This window comes from Thermomonas paludicola, assembly GCF_024498955.1.
GTDB lineage: Bacteria > Pseudomonadota > Gammaproteobacteria > Xanthomonadales > Xanthomonadaceae > Thermomonas > Thermomonas paludicola.
The window spans coordinates 1,114,461-1,134,141 of sequence record NZ_CP093311.1; the positions used below are offsets into that span (position 1 = coordinate 1,114,461).

At 66.0% G+C, this 19,681-nt stretch carries 17 protein-coding genes; 9 read left to right on the top strand and 8 right to left on the bottom strand.

The genetic code is table 11. The features are described from left to right. Positions 1 to 90 precede the first annotated feature (90 nt). The 6 genes from rpsP to LIW09_RS05265 all read left to right on the top strand — a co-directional run bounded on the left by rpsP (position 91) and on the right by LIW09_RS05265 (position 3,591). The gene (gene rpsP / locus LIW09_RS05240; RefSeq protein ID WP_256646902.1) at positions 91 to 342 is read left to right on the top strand and encodes a 30S ribosomal protein S16; all 252 of its coding nucleotides are present in this window, start codon (positions 91 to 93) and stop codon (positions 340 to 342) included. Between the two features lie 34 nt (positions 343 to 376). Further along, positions 377 to 898 (top strand): ribosome maturation factor RimM, encoded by a 522-nt coding sequence (rimM, locus tag LIW09_RS05245; RefSeq protein ID WP_256646903.1) that lies wholly within the window; start codon positions 377 to 379, stop codon positions 896 to 898. A gap of 8 nt (positions 899 to 906) precedes the next feature. Then, positions 907 to 1,680 (top strand): tRNA (guanosine(37)-N1)-methyltransferase TrmD, encoded by a 774-nt coding sequence (trmD, locus tag LIW09_RS05250; protein ID WP_256646904.1) that lies wholly within the window; start codon positions 907 to 909, stop codon positions 1,678 to 1,680. 162 nt (positions 1,681 to 1,842) lie between these two features. Further along, positions 1,843 to 2,268: a 50S ribosomal protein L19 gene (rplS, locus tag LIW09_RS05255; protein WP_256646905.1), complete on the top strand. Its 426-nt coding sequence runs from the start codon at positions 1,843 to 1,845 to the stop codon at positions 2,266 to 2,268. 64 nt (positions 2,269 to 2,332) lie between these two features. Further along, positions 2,333 to 2,740: an RNA-binding S4 domain-containing protein gene (locus LIW09_RS05260; protein ID WP_256646906.1), complete on the top strand. Its 408-nt coding sequence runs from the start codon at positions 2,333 to 2,335 to the stop codon at positions 2,738 to 2,740. A 125-nt stretch (positions 2,741 to 2,865) separates the two neighbouring features. Next, complete coding sequence (locus LIW09_RS05265; protein WP_256646907.1) at positions 2,866 to 3,591, top strand: papain-like cysteine protease family protein; 726 nt, start codon at positions 2,866 to 2,868, stop codon at positions 3,589 to 3,591. Here LIW09_RS05265 and LIW09_RS05270 read toward each other — a convergent pair. Then, positions 3,560 to 4,078, bottom strand: coding sequence for an Lrp/AsnC family transcriptional regulator (locus tag LIW09_RS05270; protein ID WP_256646908.1), 519 nt, complete (start codon positions 4,076 to 4,078; stop codon positions 3,560 to 3,562). The genes LIW09_RS05265 and LIW09_RS05270 overlap by 32 nt on opposite strands. Before the next feature lie 96 nt (positions 4,079 to 4,174). Here LIW09_RS05270 and LIW09_RS05275 point away from each other — a divergent pair, with 96 nt between their 5' ends. Beyond that, positions 4,175 to 5,350, top strand: coding sequence for a trans-sulfuration enzyme family protein (locus LIW09_RS05275; RefSeq protein WP_256646909.1), 1,176 nt, complete (start codon positions 4,175 to 4,177; stop codon positions 5,348 to 5,350). 17 nt (positions 5,351 to 5,367) lie between these two features. Here the strand turns inward: LIW09_RS05275 and LIW09_RS05280 are convergent, their stop codons facing one another. The 4 genes from LIW09_RS05280 to LIW09_RS05295 all read right to left on the bottom strand — a co-directional run bounded on the left by LIW09_RS05280 (position 5,368) and on the right by LIW09_RS05295 (position 11,586). Next, complete coding sequence (locus LIW09_RS05280; protein ID WP_256646910.1) at positions 5,368 to 6,069, bottom strand: MOSC domain-containing protein; 702 nt, start codon at positions 6,067 to 6,069, stop codon at positions 5,368 to 5,370. Beyond that, complete coding sequence (gene mutS, locus LIW09_RS05285) at positions 6,066 to 8,654, bottom strand: DNA mismatch repair protein MutS (protein ID WP_256646911.1); 2,589 nt, start codon at positions 8,652 to 8,654, stop codon at positions 6,066 to 6,068. Before mutS ends, LIW09_RS05280 begins: the two co-directional genes overlap by 4 nt. A gap of 26 nt (positions 8,655 to 8,680) precedes the next feature. After that, positions 8,681 to 9,967: an arsenic transporter gene (locus tag LIW09_RS05290; RefSeq protein WP_256646912.1), complete on the bottom strand. Its 1,287-nt coding sequence runs from the start codon at positions 9,965 to 9,967 to the stop codon at positions 8,681 to 8,683. Positions 9,968 to 10,092: 125 nt separating this feature from the next. Continuing rightward, entirely contained in the window at positions 10,093 to 11,586 is a 1,494-nt protein-coding gene (locus LIW09_RS05295; RefSeq protein ID WP_256647151.1) for a M20 family metallopeptidase, read from the bottom strand. Between the two features lie 251 nt (positions 11,587 to 11,837). Between LIW09_RS05295 and LIW09_RS05300 the strand changes: the two genes are divergently transcribed. Together LIW09_RS05300 and LIW09_RS05305 are read left to right on the top strand one after the other, a co-directional pair. Then, entirely contained in the window at positions 11,838 to 12,167 is a 330-nt protein-coding gene (locus LIW09_RS05300) for a ComEA family DNA-binding protein (RefSeq protein ID WP_256646913.1), read from the top strand. A 92-nt stretch (positions 12,168 to 12,259) separates the two neighbouring features. Next, positions 12,260 to 12,817: a HutD/Ves family protein gene (locus LIW09_RS05305; RefSeq protein WP_256646914.1), complete on the top strand. Its 558-nt coding sequence runs from the start codon at positions 12,260 to 12,262 to the stop codon at positions 12,815 to 12,817. 137 nt (positions 12,818 to 12,954) lie between these two features. Here the strand turns inward: LIW09_RS05305 and LIW09_RS05310 are convergent, their stop codons facing one another. The 3 genes from LIW09_RS05310 to LIW09_RS05320 form a co-directional block, all read right to left on the bottom strand. Further along, positions 12,955 to 14,607: an acetolactate synthase large subunit gene (locus tag LIW09_RS05310; RefSeq protein ID WP_256646915.1), complete on the bottom strand. Its 1,653-nt coding sequence runs from the start codon at positions 14,605 to 14,607 to the stop codon at positions 12,955 to 12,957. 13 nt (positions 14,608 to 14,620) lie between these two features. Further along, complete coding sequence (locus LIW09_RS05315; RefSeq protein WP_256646916.1) at positions 14,621 to 16,225, bottom strand: FAD-dependent oxidoreductase; 1,605 nt, start codon at positions 16,223 to 16,225, stop codon at positions 14,621 to 14,623. Positions 16,226 to 16,300: 75 nt separating this feature from the next. Next, complete coding sequence (locus LIW09_RS05320) at positions 16,301 to 19,630, bottom strand: EAL domain-containing protein (RefSeq protein ID WP_256646917.1); 3,330 nt, start codon at positions 19,628 to 19,630, stop codon at positions 16,301 to 16,303. Between the last annotated feature and the right edge of the window lie 51 nt (positions 19,631 to 19,681).

The window sequence follows — 19,681 nt, forward strand, 5'->3', positions numbered from 1 at the left end:
CCAGGCGCTTGGCCGCGCTTTGAAAAGGCGTTAAACTTGCAGGCTTACCCGGCCATTCCGGCCGCTGGGCAGCACCGAGAACGCAAGCATATGGTCAAGATTCGCCTTACCCGTGGTGGCGCCAAGAAGCGTCCCTTCTACCACATCATCGTCACCGACAGCCGCAGCGCGCGTGATGGCCGCAACATCGAGCGCGTGGGTTTCTACAATCCGGTGGCGCAGGGCGCCGAAAAGCGCGTCGAGCTGAACCTCGAGCGCGTGAAGCACTGGATGGACAGCGGCGCGCAGCTGACCGAGAAAGTGGCAGACCTGTACAAGTCTGCGGTCAAGGCCGCGGCCTGATTCAACGGGCCGCCACCGGCGGCCCATTGCACCCATGAACGCACCGGACGCCAGTCAGCGGATGATCGCCGTGGGCCGGTTGCATGGTGCGTTTGGCGTGCGCGGCGAAGTCAAGCTGGAAAGCTTCACCGCCCCGCTGAATGCGATCGCCCGCTACCAGCCGTGGATGCTGCGCGACGCGCGCGGCCAGGTGCGCCCGTGCGAGGGCGTCAAGGTGCGCGAAGGGGGCAAGGGGCTGATTGCCACGCTCCCCGGCGTTGCGGATCGCGATGCCGCCGATGCGTTGCGCGGGACCGACATACTGGTGCCGCGCTCGGCCTTGCCCAAGCCCGCACCGGGCGAATACTACTGGGTGGATCTGGAAGGCCTGCGTGTCGTCAATGCCGCAGGCGTCGATTTCGGTACCGTCTCGCATCTGTTTTCGACGGGCGCCAACGATGTGCTGGTGGCGCAGGGAGAACGCGAGCGGATGATCCCGTTCCTGCAGCCGGATGTCATCCTGGGCGTGGACTTCGAGACCGGTCTGGTCACCGTGGACTGGGACGCGGACTTCTGAGGGCGGCGATGCGCTTCGACATCGTCAGCCTGTTTCCCGAATTTGTCGCCCAGATCGCTGCGCATGGCGTGGTGGGGCGTGCCGGCGAGCGCGGATTGCTGTCGATCCACGGCTGGAACCCGCGTGATCACGCGGAAGGCAACTACCGGCGCGTGGACGACCGCCCGTTCGGCGGCGGCCCCGGCATGGTGATGCTGATCGATCCGCTGCGTGCGGCGATCCGCGCGGCGCGCGACGCCGACCCGGCGCCTGCCGTCGTGGTGTATCTCAGCCCGCAGGGGCGGCGGCTGGACCAGCGCAAGGTTCGTGAGCTGGCGGCGTTGCCGCGCCTGATCCTGCTGTGTGGCCGCTACGAGGGCGTGGACGAACGCCTGCTGCAGGCGGACGTGGACGAGGAAATCTCGATTGGCGATTACGTGTTGTCCGGCGGCGAGCTGGCGGCGGCGGTGCTGATCGACGCGGTTGCGCGCTTGCAGGACGGTGCGCTCAATGACGCCGAATCTGCAGCACAGGACAGTTTCGAGGGCGATGGCTTGCTGGATTGCCCGCACTACACCCGACCGGTCGAGCACGCGCTGGGGGCTGTGCCGGAGGTCCTGCTGTCGGGCAATCACGCGCAGATTGCGCAATGGCGCCGGCAGCAGTCGCTGGGCCGCACCTGGCTGCGGCGCCCGGACTTGCTGGACGAAGCGGTGCTGTCGAAACAGGACGCGGCTTTACTGGACGCATTCCGGACGCGTTGGCTGCAGGCGGTTGGCGAGCCGCCGCAGGGAGATGCATGAGCGCCTGCCATGGCACTGGAATTACCGCTATAATGCCGGGCTGGGCCATGCCCTGATGTTGTTCCACCCCAGTGCCATGACGCGGGTCCACGTGCACTCGCGCAACAACTACTCCAACAGGCGCGTGCGTCCGCACGCAACAAGACTCAACAGGTTGATCCCATGAACAAGCCCTCGATCCACACGCTGCTCCAGGAATTCGAATCCGCCCAGGTTGCGCGCAAGCTGCCCGACTTCGGCCCCGGCGATACCGTCATCGTCAACGTCAAGGTGAAGGAAGGCAATCGCGAGCGCGTGCAGGCCTACGAAGGCGTGGTCATTGCCAAGAAGAACGCCGGCCTGAACTCCGCGTTCACCGTGCGCAAGATCTCGCATGGCTTCGGCGTCGAACGCGTGTTCCAGACCTACAGCGCGGTCATCGACTCGGTGGAAGTGAAGCGCCGCGGCGATGTGCGCGCCAGCAAGCTGTACTACCTGCGCGGCCTGGAAGGCAAGAAGGCGCGCATCAAGGAAGACCTGGCCGGCAATGCCAAGGCGCGAGCCAAGGCGGCTGCGGCTGCAGCCGCGGCGACTGAAGCGGCCGAATAAGGCGCGCGGTTATCCGCACGGCGGCCACCTTCGGGTGGCCGTTTGCGTTTCAGGTCGCCTATCCATGCACATGCAGCCCGAAGCCGATGCCGGTGTGCGCCTTGATCTATGGTTGTGGGCTGCGCGCTTTTACAAGACCCGTGCGCTGGCCAGGCAGGCCATCGAAACCGGCAAGGTCGAACTTGGCGGGCAGCGCGCCAAGCCCGCGCGCAGCGTGCGGGTTGGCGATGCGCTGGTGGTGATGCGCGGCGAAGAACGTTTCCAGCTTGAAGTGCGCGCGCTGTCCACGACGCGTGGCCCGGCTCGCATCGCACAAACCCTGTATCTGGAGTCCGACGCTTCCATGCTGGCGCGCCAGCAGGAGCGCCAGCAACGCCTGGCGGAGCGCGCGGGCTTCCAGCCGCCGGACACCAGGCCGGACAAGCGGGCACGCCGCCTGATTCGCGCATTGGGTGATATCGATGCGATATAGCGGGCGTCCCCTGCGCACTAGGCTGATTGGCCACGTCCCGAACTTCGCGCTTAGGCCGTTTCGGGAATGGTGTACTGCTTGGCCTGCCGGCAGCATGTGCCCACGTTGAAACGTTGGGGTAGGGCATGGCCGTCACGGTCTTGAAAATGGGGGCGCGGGGGGAGCCGGTGCGCCGCCTGCAGGAAGCATTGAACCGCAAGTTGCCGGGTGCGGCGTTGGCCACGGATGGGGATTTCGGCAACCGGACCCTGGCCGCGGTGCGGCGTTACCAGGACGAGGCCTGGCTGGTGGTCGATGGCGAGGCCGGGCAATGCACCCAAAATGCCTTGTTCGATGCGGAGTCCTACGCCGCGATTCGCCACCAGCGCCCCTTCATCCCGCAGCCAACACAAACGACCTGTTGGGCGGCAGCCACTGCAATGCTCAAGCGCAGCACCGTCAATGCGGTGAAGGCGGCTACCCCGGCCGACATGTGGAGTGACCAGGACGGGCTGTACAACCAGAGCGATGTCGGCAATTGGGTGCCGCAGACCGAACGCTATGCGCGGGCCCACGGGCTGCGTTACTTTCCCCCCGCCTCGCGGACACCGCAGGCCTTCGCCGCGATGCTGCGGGCAGGGCCGCTGATGGTCGATACGCTCTGGCGCTCCAGCGAATACGCCAAGGGAAACGCAAGCCCGGGCCACATGACGGTGGTGGTGGGGATTCGCGGCGACGCGGATCCAAGCGGGCGCGGAACCAGCCTGATGGTGTTCGATCCCTGGGCGCCCAATGTCGGCAGGCAATGGCGGGTCAGTTATTACGCCTGGATGACCGAAGTCAGCACCCGGACATACCGCCTGTTCCAGTAGGAGGCGGCGTGCCTTCCGGCTGCCCGATGGCGGGCGAGGGGGGCAGCTCGACATTGCGCCGGAACTCGAAGATCAGTCGCGTTTCGATGTGCGCCACCTCTTCGCGCTCGGTGAAGGCGGTCAAGGTGAAGTTGCGCAGGTGTTCGCTGTCGCGCACGCCCACGTGCACCAGGAAATCGTCGGCGCCGGCCACGTGATAGCAGGCCAATGCTTCGGGCAGGTGCAGCACGTGGTGGTGAAATCCATCGACCAGCGCGCGCGAATGCTTCGCCAGGCGCACCGACACCATCGCCTGCAGGCCGACGCCAATCGCGGCCGGCGCAATCTCGGCGTGGTAGCCCAGCAGCACCTTCTCCTCGCGCATCCGGCGCACGCGTTCCAGTGCGGTTGACGGCGCGATGCCGACTTTGGCGGCCAGATCCTTGTTTGGCAGGCGTGCATTCTTCCGCAACAGGCGCAGCAAGGCGTAGTCGATTCGATCAAGCATGGCTTATGGCTTCTATATTGAAATATTGTTCGATATGCATGTTTAACGTCGAACAAGGTTCTAGCATAGCGGTATCCATCCGTATCGGAGATCGCCATGCCTCGTTTCCAGACCACCGCCGTCCACGCCGGCCGCGAAGACTTCAACGCGCTGTGCGTGCACGCGCCGCCGCTCGACCTGTCCACCACCTATCCCATCGCTGATCTGGACGTGGGCAGTGCCAGCTTCGATGCGCTGGTGGGCGGGCAGGCCAACGCCGCCAATCCCATCTACGCGCGCCTGCACAATCCCACCGTGGCGCGCACCGAGAATGCGATCGCGGCGCTTGAAGGCACCGAAGCCTGTGTGGCCTATGCCTCGGGCATGGCCGCGATGACCGCCGTGCTGCTGGATCGCGCCCAGCACGGCAAGCATGTGCTGGTGCTGCGGCCGCTGTACGGCACCTCCGATCACCTGCTGGCCACCGGCATGTGCGGGCTGGAGCCGGAGTTCGTCACCGATGCGGCCGAAATTGCGGCGCGCCTGCGCCCGGAGACCGCGCTGGTGGTGATCGAAACCCCCTCCAATCCCACTCTCAATCTGATCGATATCCGTGCTGTCGTCGCGGCTGCGGGGAAGGTGCCGGTGCTGGTGGATTCCACCTTCGCCACGCCGGTGTTGCAGCGCCCGGTGGAGTTTGGTGCGACCTATGTGCTGCACAGCGCCACCAAGTTCCTTGGCGGGCATGGTGACGTGATCGCCGGCGTGATTTGCTGCGATGACGCGCATGCCGCACCGCTGCGCACCGTGCGCGCGGCCACCGGCGCGTTGCTGCACCCATTGGCGGCATACCTGCTGCATCGTGGCTTGCCGACGCTGAAGCTGCGGGTGGAGGCGGCGCAGGCCAATGCACAAGTGTTGGCGCAGCGTCTTGTCGAGCATCCGGCGGTCGCCAAGGTGTTCTATCCGGGCCTGAAGGACGCGGTGAACGGCCAGCTGGTTGGCCAGCAGATGTCAGGCCCCGGCACCCTGATGGCATTCGAGGTGCGGGGTGGCCACGATGCGGCGGCCAAATTGATGGCATCGGTAAAGGTGATGACTGCCGCCGTCAGCCTGGGCTCGGTGGATACCTTGATCCAGCATCCTGCCGGACTGACCCACCGCATGGTGGATGAGAAGGTCAAGGCCGCGACCGGCATCACCCCGGGTCTGCTGCGGCTGTCGGTGGGCATCGAAGACGTCGAGGATCTGTGGGACGACTTGCTGCAAGCGCTGTCACGGGCCAGCGCATAGCCGGCAGAGCGTTGCGGTCAATCTGGATCCGGCCCATCGATGCGCCGGCTCCAGTCTTCCACCTCGCATTGCTGCAGGCGGCGTTCCACCAGCTTTCGCCATGACGGTACCAGCGGAAGCTGCAGTGCGGGTTGCAGTACCGCCGGGTCGAGCACGCGGTCAAACAGTACCGCGTTGAGTCGGCGCAGCGTCCAGCCCGGATGCGGCCGCGCAGTCAGCGTCAACAGGTCGCCGGCCGTTGCGCTGCCCGCCTGCAGCACGCGGTAATACCATCCGGTGCGGCCGGTGGTCTGCACCCGTCGTGCCATGTCGGTCACCCCGAAACGGTCGTTGAGCTTCCAGCACGGCTGCCGGCCCTGGCTGATTTCCAGCAGTGCGCTGCCCAGCGTGAAGCGGTCGCCGATGCACACCTCGCCTTCGTCCAGCCCGCGCGTGCTGATGTTCTCGCCAAACGCACCGGGGGTTTGCAGCAGCGGCAGCGGGCCAAGGTCTGCCTGCCAGTCTGCGTAATGCTCGAATGCGTAATGGTGCAGGGCCTTGTCCGGCCCGCCATGGACGCGGGTGTCGCCCTGTTCGTCGCCCTCCAGCCCAAGCTCGCCGATCCGCACGATGCCGGCGCGCAGGTGTTTGTCGATGCCGCTGGCGCTGCCGGGCCGCGTATAGGCCTTGGCACGCCCGGTCAACAGGGCATCCACGCGCACGGCGAGGCGAGTCGTCATGCCAGTGCCTTCAGCCGATACAGCGCTTCCAGCGCTTGTTTCGGCGTGAGGTCGTCCGGGTCCAGCGCGCCCAGTGCGTCCAGCGCGGCGGACGACGGTGCAAACAGGCCGAATTGCTGCGGCGCGTCCAATGCCGGTGCGCTCATCTGCGCACTGGGTGCATCGCGACCTTGCGCCTCCAGTTCGGCAAGCCGTGCACGCGCCTGCTGCAATGCCGCGTTGGGCAGGCCGGCCAGCGCCGCCACCTGCAAGCCGAAGCTGCGGTTGGCCGGGCCGGGCCGCACCGCGTGCATGAACACCAGTGCATCACCGTGCTCAACGGCATCCAGATGCAGATTCGCAATTCCGCTGCCGGGCTCGGCAAGCGTGGTCAACTCGAAATAGTGGGTGGCAAACAGGGTGTAGCTGCGATTGCTCGATGCCAACTGTCGCGCCACGGCGTCGGCCAGGGCCAGACCGTCGTAGGTGGACGTGCCGCGGCCGATCTCATCCATCAGCACCAGTGACTGCTCGGTGGCGTGATGCAGGATGTAAGCGGTTTCGCTCATCTCCACCATGAAGGTGGACTGGCCGCGGGCGAGGTCGTCGCCGGCGCCGATGCGGGTGAGGATGCGGTCGATCGGGCCGATCTCCGCCCTCGATGCCGGCACGAAGCTGCCGATGCAGGCCAGCAGCACGATCAGCGCGTTCTGGCGCATGAAAGTGGACTTGCCGCCCATGTTGGGGCCAGTGATGATGTACATGCGGGTGCCGCTTCCATCCGGCTCGCTGTCGAACAGCAGGTCGTTGGGCTCGAACGGTGCGTCGCGCAGCGCCTCCACCACCGGATGCCGGCCGCGTTCGATGGCGATGCCCGGGGTGTCGCGCAGCATCGGCATTGCCCAATCCAGCGTTTGCGCGCGTTCGGCAAAACCCGCCAGAACGTCCAGCTCGCTCAGTGCGTTGGCGCAGTGGCGCAGCGGCTCCAGCACGTGGTTGAGCTGATCCAGCAGGCTTTCGTACAGCAGCTTTTCGCGTGACAGCGAACGCTCGCGCGCAGACAGCACTTTGTCCTCGAAGGCCTTCAGCTCCTCGGTGATGTAGCGCTCGGCGCCGGTCAGCGTCTGGCGGCGGGTGTAATGCACCGGCGCCTTGTGGTTCTGTCCCTTGCTGATTTCGATGTAGTAGCCGTGCACGCGGTTGTAGCCGACTTTCAGGGTGGGGATGCCGCTGGCCTCGCGCTCGCGCGTTTCCAGGTCGATCAGGAATTGATCGGCATGGGTCGAGAGTTGGCGAAGCTCGTCGAGTTCGGCATCGAAGCCGTCGGCGATTGTGCCGCCATCGCGTGCGAGCAACGGTGGCTGGGCGACGATGGCCGAGCGCAGCAGATGTGCCGTGGCGTCATGTTCGCCCAGTGCGGCATGCAGCGCCTGCAGGCGCGGCGAGTCCAGCGGCGCAAGAATGGCTTGCACCGCGGGCAATAGCGACAGGCCGTCGCGCAGGGTGGACAGGTCGCGCGGTCGTGCGCTGCGCAGCGCCACGCGCGACAGGATGCGTTCCATGTCGCCCAGGCCGCGGAACGCGCCGCGCAGATCGTCCTCCGCGCGTGCTTCGAGCAACGTGGCCACCGCATGGTGGCGTTCGCCCACGACCCTGCGGTCGCGCAGCGGCCGGTGCAGCCAGCGCCGCAGCAGGCGGCCGCCCATCGGCGTGACGGTAGAGTCCAGCACGCCAAGCAAGGTGGCCTTGGCGTCGCCATCGACGCGTGAATCCAGTTCCAGGTGGCGGCGGGTGGCCGCGTTCATCGCGATGGCGTCGTCGCTGGTTTCCAGCGCGATTGCGCGCAGATGCGGCAGGCGCTGCTTCTGGGTTTCCTCCACATAGCCCAGCAGGGCGGCAGCGGCCGCCACCGCGCGCGGCTTGTCATCGATGCCGAATGCACCGAGGTCATGCACGCCGAAAAACTGCAGCAACTGGCGACGGCCGCTGTCGGCATCGAACAACCAGGGCGCGCGACGACGCAGGCCGCGTGCTTCCAGCACCGCATCGGGCCAGCGACCGTCGTCGGGGACCAGGGTTTCCGCCGGTTGCAGGCGCGCCAACTCGGCTTCCAGCGCGTCATCGCTGTCAACTTCGTTGGCCCGCAGCCTGCCGCTGGCCAGGTCTGCCCACGCCAGCCCGTAGCCGCACTTGCCGCGGCTGATGGCCAACAGGAGCGTGTCGCGGCGCTCGTCGAGCAGCGCTTCGTCGGTCACCGTGCCGGGAGTGACCAGGCGCACCACCTTGCGTTCCACCAATCCTTTCGTGGCTGCCGGATCGCCGATCTGCTCGCAGATCGCCACCGATTCACCCAGCGCCACCAACCGCGCCAGATAGCCTTCGGCCGCGTGGTAGGGCACCCCGGCCATCGGGATCGGCTGGCCGGCGGAACTGCCGCGCTGGGTCAGCGTGATGTCGAGCAGCCGCGCCGCCTTGCGCGCGTCGTCATAGAACATCTCGTAGAAATCGCCCATGCGGAAGAACAGCAACACATCCGGATGCTCCGCCTTGGCGGCGAAGAACTGCTTCATCAGTGGAGTGTGTTCTTCTGTCTTGGCTTTGGTCATGGAAATTGTTTTCCATCAAACGATTATCAAAAAAAATCCAGTCGCAAGGCCAACGCCGTCAAGGTGGCGAGCAGCACGGGGAGCGTCAGGACCACGCCGACCTTGAAGTAGTAACCCCATGTGATCCGGATGTTCTTGCGCGCCAGCACGTGCAGCCAGAGCAATGTGGCCAGGCTGCCGATCGGCGTGAATTTCGGTCCCAGATCGCTGCCGATGACATTGGCGTAGATCATTGCCTCACGCACGATACCCTCGGCGTGGCTGGCATCGATGGAGAGCGCACCCACCAGTACCGTTGGCATGTTGTTCATGATCGAGGACAAGAACGCGATCAGCAGCCCAGTACCGATCGTGGCCCCCCATACGCCGTATTCAGCAAGATGATCCAGCACCGTTGCCAAGGTGTCGGTCAATCCCTGGTTGCGCAGTCCGTACACCACCAGGTACATGCCCAGCGAGAACACGACGACCTGCCACGGCGCTTCCTTGAGTACTTTCCGGATCGAGATCCGCCGCCCGCGTCCCGCAACGCCCAGCAGGGCCAAGGCGCCGGTGCCTGCCACCGCGCTGACGGGGATACCCATTCGCTCTGATCCGAAAAACCCCGCCAGCAGCAGTGCCAGTACCGCCCAGCCCGCGTTGAAGGTCGTGCGATCGACAATCGCCGAGCGTGGCTCCTTCAGCGTTGCAGGCGCATAGGTTTGCGGGATGTCGCGGCGAAAGAACCACAGCAGCATGCCCAGCGATGCAGCCACGGAAACAAGATTGACCGGTGCCATGACGGATGCGTAGCGGGCGAAGCCGATGCCGAAATAATTCGCCGACACGATATTGACCAGATTGGACACGATCAGCGGCAGGCTGGCGGTGTCGGCGATGAAGCCGGCCGCCATCACGAACGCAAGCGTGGCCGCCGGGCTGACCCGCATGGCCAGCAGCAGGGCGATGACGATGGGCGTCAGGATCAGCGCCGCGCCGTCATTGGCGAACAGCGCCGCCATCGCTGCACCGAGCAGGATGAAGAAGGTGAATAGCCGACGCCCGCTGCCCTTGCCCCAGCGCGCCACGTGCAGCGCGGCCCACTCGAAGAATCCGGCTTCATCCAGCAACAGGCTGATGATGATGACCGCGATGAACGTGAAGGTGGCGTTCCAGACAAAACCCCAGACCGTCGGGATGTCGGCCAGGCTCACCCCCCCTGTCGCCAGCGCCAGGCTGGCCCCGAACATCGCGCTCCAGCCAACGCCAAGGCCTTTCGGCTGCCAGATGACCAATACGATCGTGGCGACGAAGATCAGAAGGGCGATCAGCATGAAGAGAGAGCCTGTCGAGCGCGTGGGGCGGCTGATTCGCGATGGGGACGGGTAGCGAAGCACAGCGCACGGCGGTGGCTCGCCGTGGCTGTTGGGCCTGCGGGTATCGGGGCGTCAGGTCAGGCTCAGCAGCACCCGCCCGGGGTATCGGCGTAGGAGTTGCCCGCCGCCGCTGCCATGCCGGTAGTTTCCCCGCGCAGGCTGGCGGCGTGATGTTCGGCCACCACGCGGGCCACGCAGGCGGTGACCGCCTTGCCCATGGGAATGTGCAGGAATTCGTTGGGGCCGTGGGCGTTGGAGTGCGGGCCCAGCACGCCGGTGATCATGAATTGCGCACCCGGGAATTTCTCGCCCAGCATGCCCATGAAGGGAATGGTGCCGCCTTCGCCCATGTACATCGCCGGCTTGCCGAAAAACTCCTGGCTGGACTGTTCGATGGCGGTTTCCAGCCACGGGGCCAGGGCCGGTGCGTTCCAGCCGGAGCTGGCCTTTTCCAGGCTCAGGCTGACCTTGGCGCCGTAGGGTGGATCTTTCAGCAGGGCGTCCTGCAGCAGTTCGCCACCGCGCTTGCCGTCCAGCGTGGGCGGCAGGCGCAGGCTGAGCTTGAGCGCGGTGAACGGCCGCAGGACGTTGCCGGCGGAGGCAAGCGGCGGGATGCCATCGACCCCGGTGATGGACAGGGCCGGGTGCCAGGTGCGGTTGAGCACCAGCTCGGTCAGATCCTCGGCCATCGGGCGCATGCCCGGCAGGAAGGGGAATTTGTCATAGACTTCATCGCCCAGCACGTCGGCCACCTTGCTGGCCTGCGCCTTGCGATCAGCCGGGATGTCGACGTGCATGCCGTCGATCAGGATGCGGCCGGTGTCTTCGTCTTCGATGCGCGAAAGCAGGTCGCGGATGACGCGGAAGCTGGACGGCACGATGCCGGAGGCATCGCCCGAGTGCACGCCTTCCGACAACACCTGCACGCTGAGGTTGCCGCCGGTCAGTCCCCGCAGCGAGGTGGTGCACCACAGCTGCTCGTAGTTGCCGCAGCCGGAGTCAAGGCAAACCACCAGCGATGGCTTGCCGATGCGGTCGGCCAGGTGATCCACGTAGGCGGGCAGGTCGTAGCTGCCGGATTCCTCGCAGGCCTCGATCAGCACCACGCAGCGCGCATGCGCCGCGCCCTGTGCCTGCAACGCCAGGATCGAGGTCAGGGAGCCGAAGATGGCATAGCCGTCATCCGCCCCGCCGCGCCCGTACAGGCGATCACCTTCCAGCACGGGTTCCCACGGGCCTTTGCCCGCATCCCAGCCGGTCATCTCCGGCTGCTTGTCCAGATGCCCGTACAACAGCACGCAGTCGTCGTTGCGCCCGCCGTTGGCGGCGGGGATGTCGATGAAGATCAACGGCGTCCGGCCTTCCAGGCAGAGTACATCGACTTGCATGCCGGGGATGGCTTGCGCCCTTGCCCACGTCGCCATTTGCGCGACCGCGCGATCCATATGGCCGTTTTTCACCCAGTCGACATCGAACATGGGGGACTTGTTGGGAATGCGGATGTAGTCCACCAGCTGCGGGACGATGTCGGCATCCCACTTGGCGCCGACGAAGTCGCGGATCTGGTCGGCATTGATGTGCGAGATGTGCATGAGGCCCCTGTGGATGGCTGAAATGATGGCCTCGATTGTAACGCCGCACGCGGACAAGCCTTCGTGACGGGTGGGGTCCTTGCATTCGGGTCAGAATTTTCCTACCCGTGGATAGGGAGAAATCCGATGCATTTCGAGGCGCAGCCCGATAGGCTGGATCGATGGAAGGGGGCAATCTGCACGCATCGGGGCGTCGTTCGATCGACGTGCCGGACGTTCATCGCTGGAGCGACGCCATGAAATCCTTGACAACCCTGATGTGCGCATTGTTCGTGTGGCTTGCAGTGGCGGGAGTCGCCGTGGCCGGTGAAACCGTGAACATCAACACGGCCGATGTGTCCACGCTTGACCGCGTCCTGGTCAATGTCGGCCCGGTCAAAGCACAGGCCATCGTGGACTATCGCAAGGCCAATGGCGCGTTCCGCAGCCCCGAGCAGCTGGCGATGGTCAAGGGCATCGGCTTGAGGACGGTCGAGATCAATCGTGACCGGATCGCCGTGACCAGTGCACGCCAGGCCATGAAGCCTGCGGCGCAACAGGAGCCGCAGCAGGTGGCGCGCCGATGAGCCCGCGTAGAACCGAGCCAGGGTGCGCCACCGCAATGCGCGAGGTTCCCGGGTCGGGGTCCTGCGTGCTAAGAGCGACCGACTATCGCAGGATGCGCTGGAAGAATGGCGCCGGATGGACATCGGAAATCCGGCGTGTCCCCGATTGCGAGAATTGGGATTGGCGCCTGTCGATCGCCGAAATCGAGACTGACGCCCCGTTTTCCGCCTTTCCGGGGGTTGAGCGTGAGCTGGTGCTGCTGGACGGCAATGGGCTGCGCCTGCGCTTTGACGACGGCAAGGTGCATGAACTGCATCCACCGCATGGTTCGCTGCATTTCTCGGGTGAGCGCACCCTGATCGGCGAGTTGCTGGACGGTCCAACCCGCGATTTCAACCTGATGTGGAAGCGTGCGGCGGTGGATGCCCAGCTCTGGCGGCGTCCGCTGGTTGGGGCGATGGTGCTGTTTGTTGCGCCCGGCGAAACCTGGGTGGTGCATCTGTTGGCAGGGCAGGCCCATTTTTCCGAGGAATGCGGGCTGGGCGCACTGGCGCGTGGCGACACCGCCTTGCTGCGGCCGGATGCAGGAGGCCGCGCGCGATTTGCATTGGATGGCAGTGGTGAAATTCTGCTGATCCGCATTGCGTCGCTGGACGTGGCAGCGGTCTAGGAAACGTTCAATGGCGGCGCCGGAAGGAACCGGCGTCGCTGCGGCACAGGGACGTGCCGCGCTTGGTGGTTGGGTTTTGCCGGGGAGTGGCGGCCGGCGGCAGGGATGCCATGGGTGCGGCCGCCACCTCCCGGATTTCAGGGCGCGATTTTTCGCTTGAGCGCCAACCCCGCTGCCGGCGGCAGACGGGGCAGGGCGCGCAGCATCCAGGGCAGGATCCTGCGTTTTGCGCCCGACAAGGATTCGGGGACCACGGCCTCGATCAGGTGCGGGCCAGGCTGTGCCAGTGCGTATTCCAGCGATTTGCAGAAGTCTTCGGCGGTTTCTGCGCGTGCGGCATGCACGCCCATCCCCTGCGCCAGCCGGCAGAAGTCCAGCACCGGGCGATGCAGGTCCAGCTGCGCGCGCGCCTTGGGGCCGGCGGGTTCGGCGCCGACGCGATCCAGTTCCACGTTGAGCACCGAATAGCTGGCGTTGTTGAAGACGATCACGGTGACGTCAAGCTGCTCGCGCGCCAGCGTCCACAGCGACTGGATCGTGTACATCGCGCTGCCGTCGCCGACCAGTGCGATGACTGGACGGCCGGGGCAGGCGATGGCGGCGCCGATGGCATTGGGCAGCCCTTGCCCGATCGCGCCACCGGTCAAGGTGAGCAGGTCGTGACGCGGGCTCCCCTGGGTCATCACGCCCAGCATCAAGCCGGAGGTGATGGCTTCGTCGATCACGATGGCGTGTTCGGGCAGCAGTGCGCCCACCGCTTTGCAAACCTTTGGTGCGGTGAGCCTGCCGCGTGGACGGGTTGGGCGCATGGGGGCTTGCAGGGGCGCCGCCCGCAGGGCGCCCAGATTGGCGGCCAGCGCCTCCAGACTGGCCCGCGCGTCTTGCGCAGGCGATGCCAGCGTGTGCACCTGGCACCCGGCAGGCACCAGGTCGCTTTGCTTGCCGGGGTAGGCGAAGAACGAGACCGGCGATTTGGCGTCGATCAGGATCAGGTGGTCAAGCCCCGCCAGTTGCACGCCCGCCAGTTCGGCCAGATAGGCGATGCGCTCCACTGCGGGCAAGCCCGCGCCGCGTTGCAGGCGTGTCGGGAACACTTCGCAGAACAGCTTGACCCCGCTGTGGGCTGCAATGCGCGCGGCTGCCAGCAGGGCATCTTCGCGAAGCGTCTGCCCGCCCAGCAGCAGGGCGCTCTTGCCGCCGCCACGAATGGCCTGCGCGATGGCGTCCACGGTGGCGTCGTCGGCGGCTTGCGCTGCGGGCCTTGCTGGCAGCGGGCAGGGAATGCCGCCTTCGCCCCAGGACACGTCCGCCGGCAGGATGAGCGTTGCAACCTGCCCGGGCAGGCCGCGCGCCGCGATGATCGCATCGGCCGCATCGCCGCCCAGCGCCGCGGTGCTGTTGGACGTGCGCACGAACCCCGGCGAGACATTGCGCGCCACGGTTTCGATATCCGACTGCAGCTGTGCGTCGAACGGCACATGCGATGTCGCATGGTCACCGACGATATTGACCACCGGCACCTTGCCCTTGCGTGCGTTGTGCAGGTTGGCCAGGCCGTTGCCCAGCCCGCATCCCAGGTGGAGCAGGGTGGCGGCAGGCTTGCCCGCCATCCGCGCGTAGCCATCGGCGGCGCCGGTGGCGACACCTTCGAACAGCGCGAGCACTGCGCGCATGCGCGGTTCCGAATCCAGCGCGGCGACGAAGTGCATTTCGCTGGTGCCGGGGTTGGTGAAGCAGACCTCGATGCCGGCATCGGCCAGCGTCTTGAGCAGGGCTTGGGCGCCATTCACGTCGAAAATTCCTTCAATGCCCGCGGGTGATGTGGCCCGCCGCGGCGCGTGCGGTGAGGATGCAGCCCGGCAGGAACGTCCCTTCCAGCGAGCGCTTGCCGCAGGCGCCGCCGCCGCCGAAGCCGGCAGCTTCACCCACGCAATACAGGCCTTCGATGGGCTGGTCGCTGGCATCCAGCACCCGGCTGTGCAGATCGGTGCGCAACCCGCCCAGGCTCTTGCGGGTGATCAGTTGCATGTGGATGGCGATGAACGGCCCGGCACCTTTCATTTGCAGCGGCGCGGGCTTGCAGGTGCGCAGCCGGTCCGGCCCCCACTGGCGCGCCTGCAGGATGCGGCGGATCTGCGGGTCATCGTGTGCGGTTGCACCCGGCGAGAAGTGGGCATCGAAGGCATCGGCACTGGCCTGCAGGACGTCGGGGCTGATGTCATGCGAGCAGGTCAGCGCGTTCATTTTTGCCGCCAGTCCCGGCAACGTGTCATCGGTCAGGAAATGCGGGCTTTCGCGCTGCATTTGCCGCACCAAGCGCGTGTTGCCGAACAGGGTGTCGGCGACGAAGCGCAGGAACTGCCGGTCGCGAATGCGTGGATTGTGTTCGGCACCGGAAATCGCGAATTCCTTGAGTGCGATCCGCCGGTTCAGCAGATGCCAGGTCCAGGGTTTTTCCTGCTCGGCCACGCGCTTGCACAGCCAGTGGGTGTCGAAACCGGTGACCAGCGGCTCCGGGCCGATGCGTTCGCCCCGGTGGTTGAGCCATAGCGCGGATTTGCACGGGATGGCCGACAGTCCGTGGCCATCGAACTGCGGGAATGGATGCGGAAAACCGGCGGCGTAGTTCCACATTTCGCCGGCATGGGTGATCTGCGCGCCCAGCGTGGCGGCGGCGTGGTGCAACGTGCCGTCGGCGTAAGGATGGGCACCGTTGAGCATGCTGGCCGGCAATGGGTAGTGGGGCGCCCAGTTGCGGCGTGCTTGCGCATGGCTGCCGTTGATGCCGCCTGTCGCCACGACCACCACGGGGGCGGCGATGCGCACGTCTGCGCCGTCGGCGTCCATCGCCAGCGCGCCGGCAACGCGACCGCCGGCGTGGTCGAGCGCGGTCACCCGGTGCCCGTGCAGCAGGGTCAGCCCGCCATTCGAGCCGGCCTCGTGCAACGCGGCGATCATGCGCCTGGCCAGTTCGCGCGAGGTACCCCAGACGATGTGGTAGCGCGGCACGCTATTGCCTTCGCCGTGGCGGCCGCGCTCCACCCAGTTCACCGCCGGCATGAAGCGGATGCCGTGGGTTTGCAGCCAGTCGTGCACGTGCGTGCGTGAATGTTCGACGTAATGCCGCGCCCATTGCAGCGGCCAGTGATCGCCCGGGTCCAGCTCGCCGAAGCGCAACCAGTCGCGCAGGGCGATGTCGGGGGTGTCGATGATCTTTTTTCGCGCCTGCAGCGGCGTGCCCACCAGCGCCATGCCGCCGAACGCCCACAGCGCCAGGCCGCCAAAACGTTCGCGCGTGTCGCGATCCACCAGCACCACGCGCTTGCCCGCGCGCAGCGACTCCAGCGCGGTGACGATGCCGGCCAAACCGCCGCCGATGATCAGGACATCCGATTGCAGTGCTGCCATGTGCTTGCTCCCCGTGCGGCCATCATGGCGCGACGATGGCCGCTGCGACAGGGGCCGGGGAGGGCCAATACGCGATCAGGACATGAGGCTGCGCGCCTGCAGCAGCGCCTCGAAGTCCGCCAGCGGCAGTGGCCGGGCGAACAGGAAGCCCTGGAACGCATCGCAGCCGTGGCCGCTGAGGAAATCCCATTGGGACTGGGTCTCCACGCCTTCGGCAATCACTTCCAGCCCCAATCCCCGACCCATGCCGATGATGGTTTGCGACACGGTTGCATCGTTGTCGTCCTCGGGCAGCCGGTTGATGAAGGAACGATCGATCTTCAGCTGGTCCAGCGGCAGTCGCGACAGATAGCTGAGCGACGAGTAGCCGGTGCCGAAATCATCCAGCGAGATGCGGATGCCCAGCGCACGCAGGCTGGCCAGCTTGCCGGCGATTTCGTCGAGATTGCCGAGAATCGCGCTTTCGGTGATCTCCAGCTTCAGTCGTGCCGGGTTCGCTCCGCTGCGCGCCAGCGCGCGGCTCACGTCGTCAACCAGCCCCGGCTGTGCGAACTGCTTGGCGCTGACGTTGACGGCAAGCGACAGGTCGCGGGTAAGCGGTGATGCGGCCCATGCGGCCAGGCGGTCGCAGGCGCGCTGCAGCACCCAGTCGCCGAGCGGCAGGATCAGGCTGCTTTCTTCCGCCAGGTGGATGAAGACGTCCGGCGGCACTTCTTCCCCGTTCGGGCGGGTCCAGCGCAACAAGGCCTCTGCGCCCACGGCGCGGCCCTGGCGGTCGGTCTGCAGTTGCAGGTGCAGGTCAAGCCCGCTCGCGTCCTCGGTGATGGCATTGAGCAGATCACTGGCCAGCGCCTCCTGCCGTTCAAGAGCATCCAGCATGGCCGGTGCAAACATGCAGACGCGGTCGCGTCCGGCGGACTTGGCGGCGTACATCGCCAGCTCCGCCTCCTTGAGCACCGATTCGGCGGCGCTTTGCCCTGGGCGCAGTCCCGTCCAGCCGATGCTGACGGTGACCGAGATGGGAGCGACATGGTCCAGCCAGAATGGCTCGTGCAGGGCCTGGCGGATGCGGTCGCCGAAGCGCGTGGCGCGTTCCTCGCGACGTTCCTGATGGGGTGGGGTGCATGGCAACAAAAGCGCAAACGTGCCACCGCTGAGACGGCTCAGGACATCGCCTTCATCCAGCAGCGGCCGCAGGCGCTGGGCGATGAAGGCCAGCAGGCGGTCGCCGGTGGCATGGCTGCGCAGGTCGTTGATCCGCTTGAAATGGTCAAGATCGATCAGCAGCAGGGCGCCGGTGGCCGCACCGCCTTCATCGAGCAGGTGTTGCAGCCGCTCGTTCAGGAAATTGCGGTTGGGCAGGTCGGTGAGCGGATCGAACAGCGCCATATGCTCGGCGCGGGCGTTGGCCTCGTGTTCGCTGGTCAGGTCGGACATGGCGCAGACGTAGTGGCGGATGGTGCCGTCGTTGTCGGCCACCGATGACACTTCCACGCGCACGACGCGCAACTGGTTTTCCTTGGTCGATATCCATGTTTCGCCCAGCCACAATCCGTCGCTGCGGAGTTGCGCCCACATGCGCTGGTAGAAGCTGCGCTCGGGATTTTGCGACTCCAGCAGGGACGGATCCGCACCGACCACCTCGCCTGCTTCGTATCCGGTGAGCGCGGTGAACGCGGCGTTGACGCGCTGGATGACGCCCTCCGCATCCAGCACCATCATCGCTTCCTGGGTCTGGAAGGCGACGGCGGCCAGACGCAATTCGGCTTCTGCCTGCCTGCGTTCGCCGATGTTCTGGGCGTACGCGACCACGTACTGGGGGCTGCCGTCGGCAGCGTGGGAAATCGAGCAGTCCAGCAGCACCGGGAAGCGCCGGCCGTCGCGGGTGACTTGCTCGGTTTCGACCAGATAGTGCTCCAGGTGGTCGTTGGCAATGCGGGCTCGGGTGCGTTCTGCCGCCAGATCCGGGGGGTACAGCACGTCCGCCGGCTGGCCGACCAGTTCCTCCGGCGCGTAGCCGCGCTCGCGGGCGAAGGTGGGGTTGGCCATGATGATGGTGTGGGTGCGCGCGTCGAAGATGACCATGCCGAACGCGGCATGCTGGAACGCCTGGGCCCACAGCCGGAGTTGCGCTTGGGCTTGCTGCCGTTCGGTGATGTCGCGGGCGACGCCGAGGAGGCCGATGATCGCGCCATCGGCCCCCTTCAGCGGGACCTTGATGACCTCCAGATGCTTCTGGCTGCCGTCGGCCACCGTGTTGTCCATGTAGATGATCCGGGTTTCGCCGGTCTCGACGGCCTGCTTGTCGGTTCCCAGCACCTCGGGCAATTCCTCGGGCGGGAACAGCGCCTGATCGGATTGGCCGATGAGTTGCTTGCGCTCGATGCCGAGAATGTCCAGCGTGCGGTCGTTGCATTCGCGATAGATGCCCGACAAATCCTTCACCCACATCGCATCCGGGCTGGCGTCGAACAGCGCGCGCAGCTTGTTTTCGCTTGCGGCGATCTCGCGGGTGCGCGCCTGCACGCTGCGCCCCAGTATCCAGATCCACAGCGTCATGAGCACCAGCACCCCCAGCACGATGCCCAATGCGATGCCGGTCATCTGCACCCATGGCGGCAAGACATGCGGCTGCGTTAGCCATTTTTCCTTGAGGGCGTCGCGCTCGGACGGGGGGATCGCGGCCATGCCGCGCTCCACGGCTTGCAGCAAGGCGATATTGCCTTTGCGGGTCGCGCGGTGGAATTGACCTTCGTACAGCACGAATGCGCGGCTGAACTTGTCGAGCGATTTGGCGCGATACAGGAAGTAATTGGCCGGGTTTTCTTCCGAGCAGAAGAGATGCAGTTCGCCGCGCGCAGCGGCATCGATGAGCGCCACATAGCTTGGATATTGCTGGATGGCGGTGACGCCTTTCGAGCGCAGGTACTCCACGCAGGCATCCCCGCGCTCGACGCCGACGGGGAGGCCCTTCATCGATGCGATGTCTTTCACGCCGGGGATGCGGTTGCTGGCGTAAATGGCCACTGGCACGGTGGCGAAGGCAGGGCTGAAGTCGTAGAGGGGGTCGCGTTCCGGCGTGCGGAACAGCATGTCGATCACATCGGCCCGTCCGGATTGCACCGCCTGCTGCGATGCCACCCAATCCATCGGCACCAGTTCGACGCGGTTCCCGCTGTACTTTTCGAACAGCCGCCACATGTCGGCTTCATAGCCTTGCGGCTTGCCGTCGGCATCGAGAAACAGATAAGGGGGGTAGTTGTTGTCGCCGACGACGCGAATCCTGGCCGCACGGGCGTCTTGCGGTGCTTCGGTGGTGAATGCCGTGGCCGGCAGCAGGGCAAGCAGCAGTACAAGCAGCAGTACAAGCAGCAGTACAAGCAGCAGGCTGGGATACCTGCTCATGAACATGCTGGCCACCATGCGGTTTTCCCCCTTGCGCATGCCACGGGACAC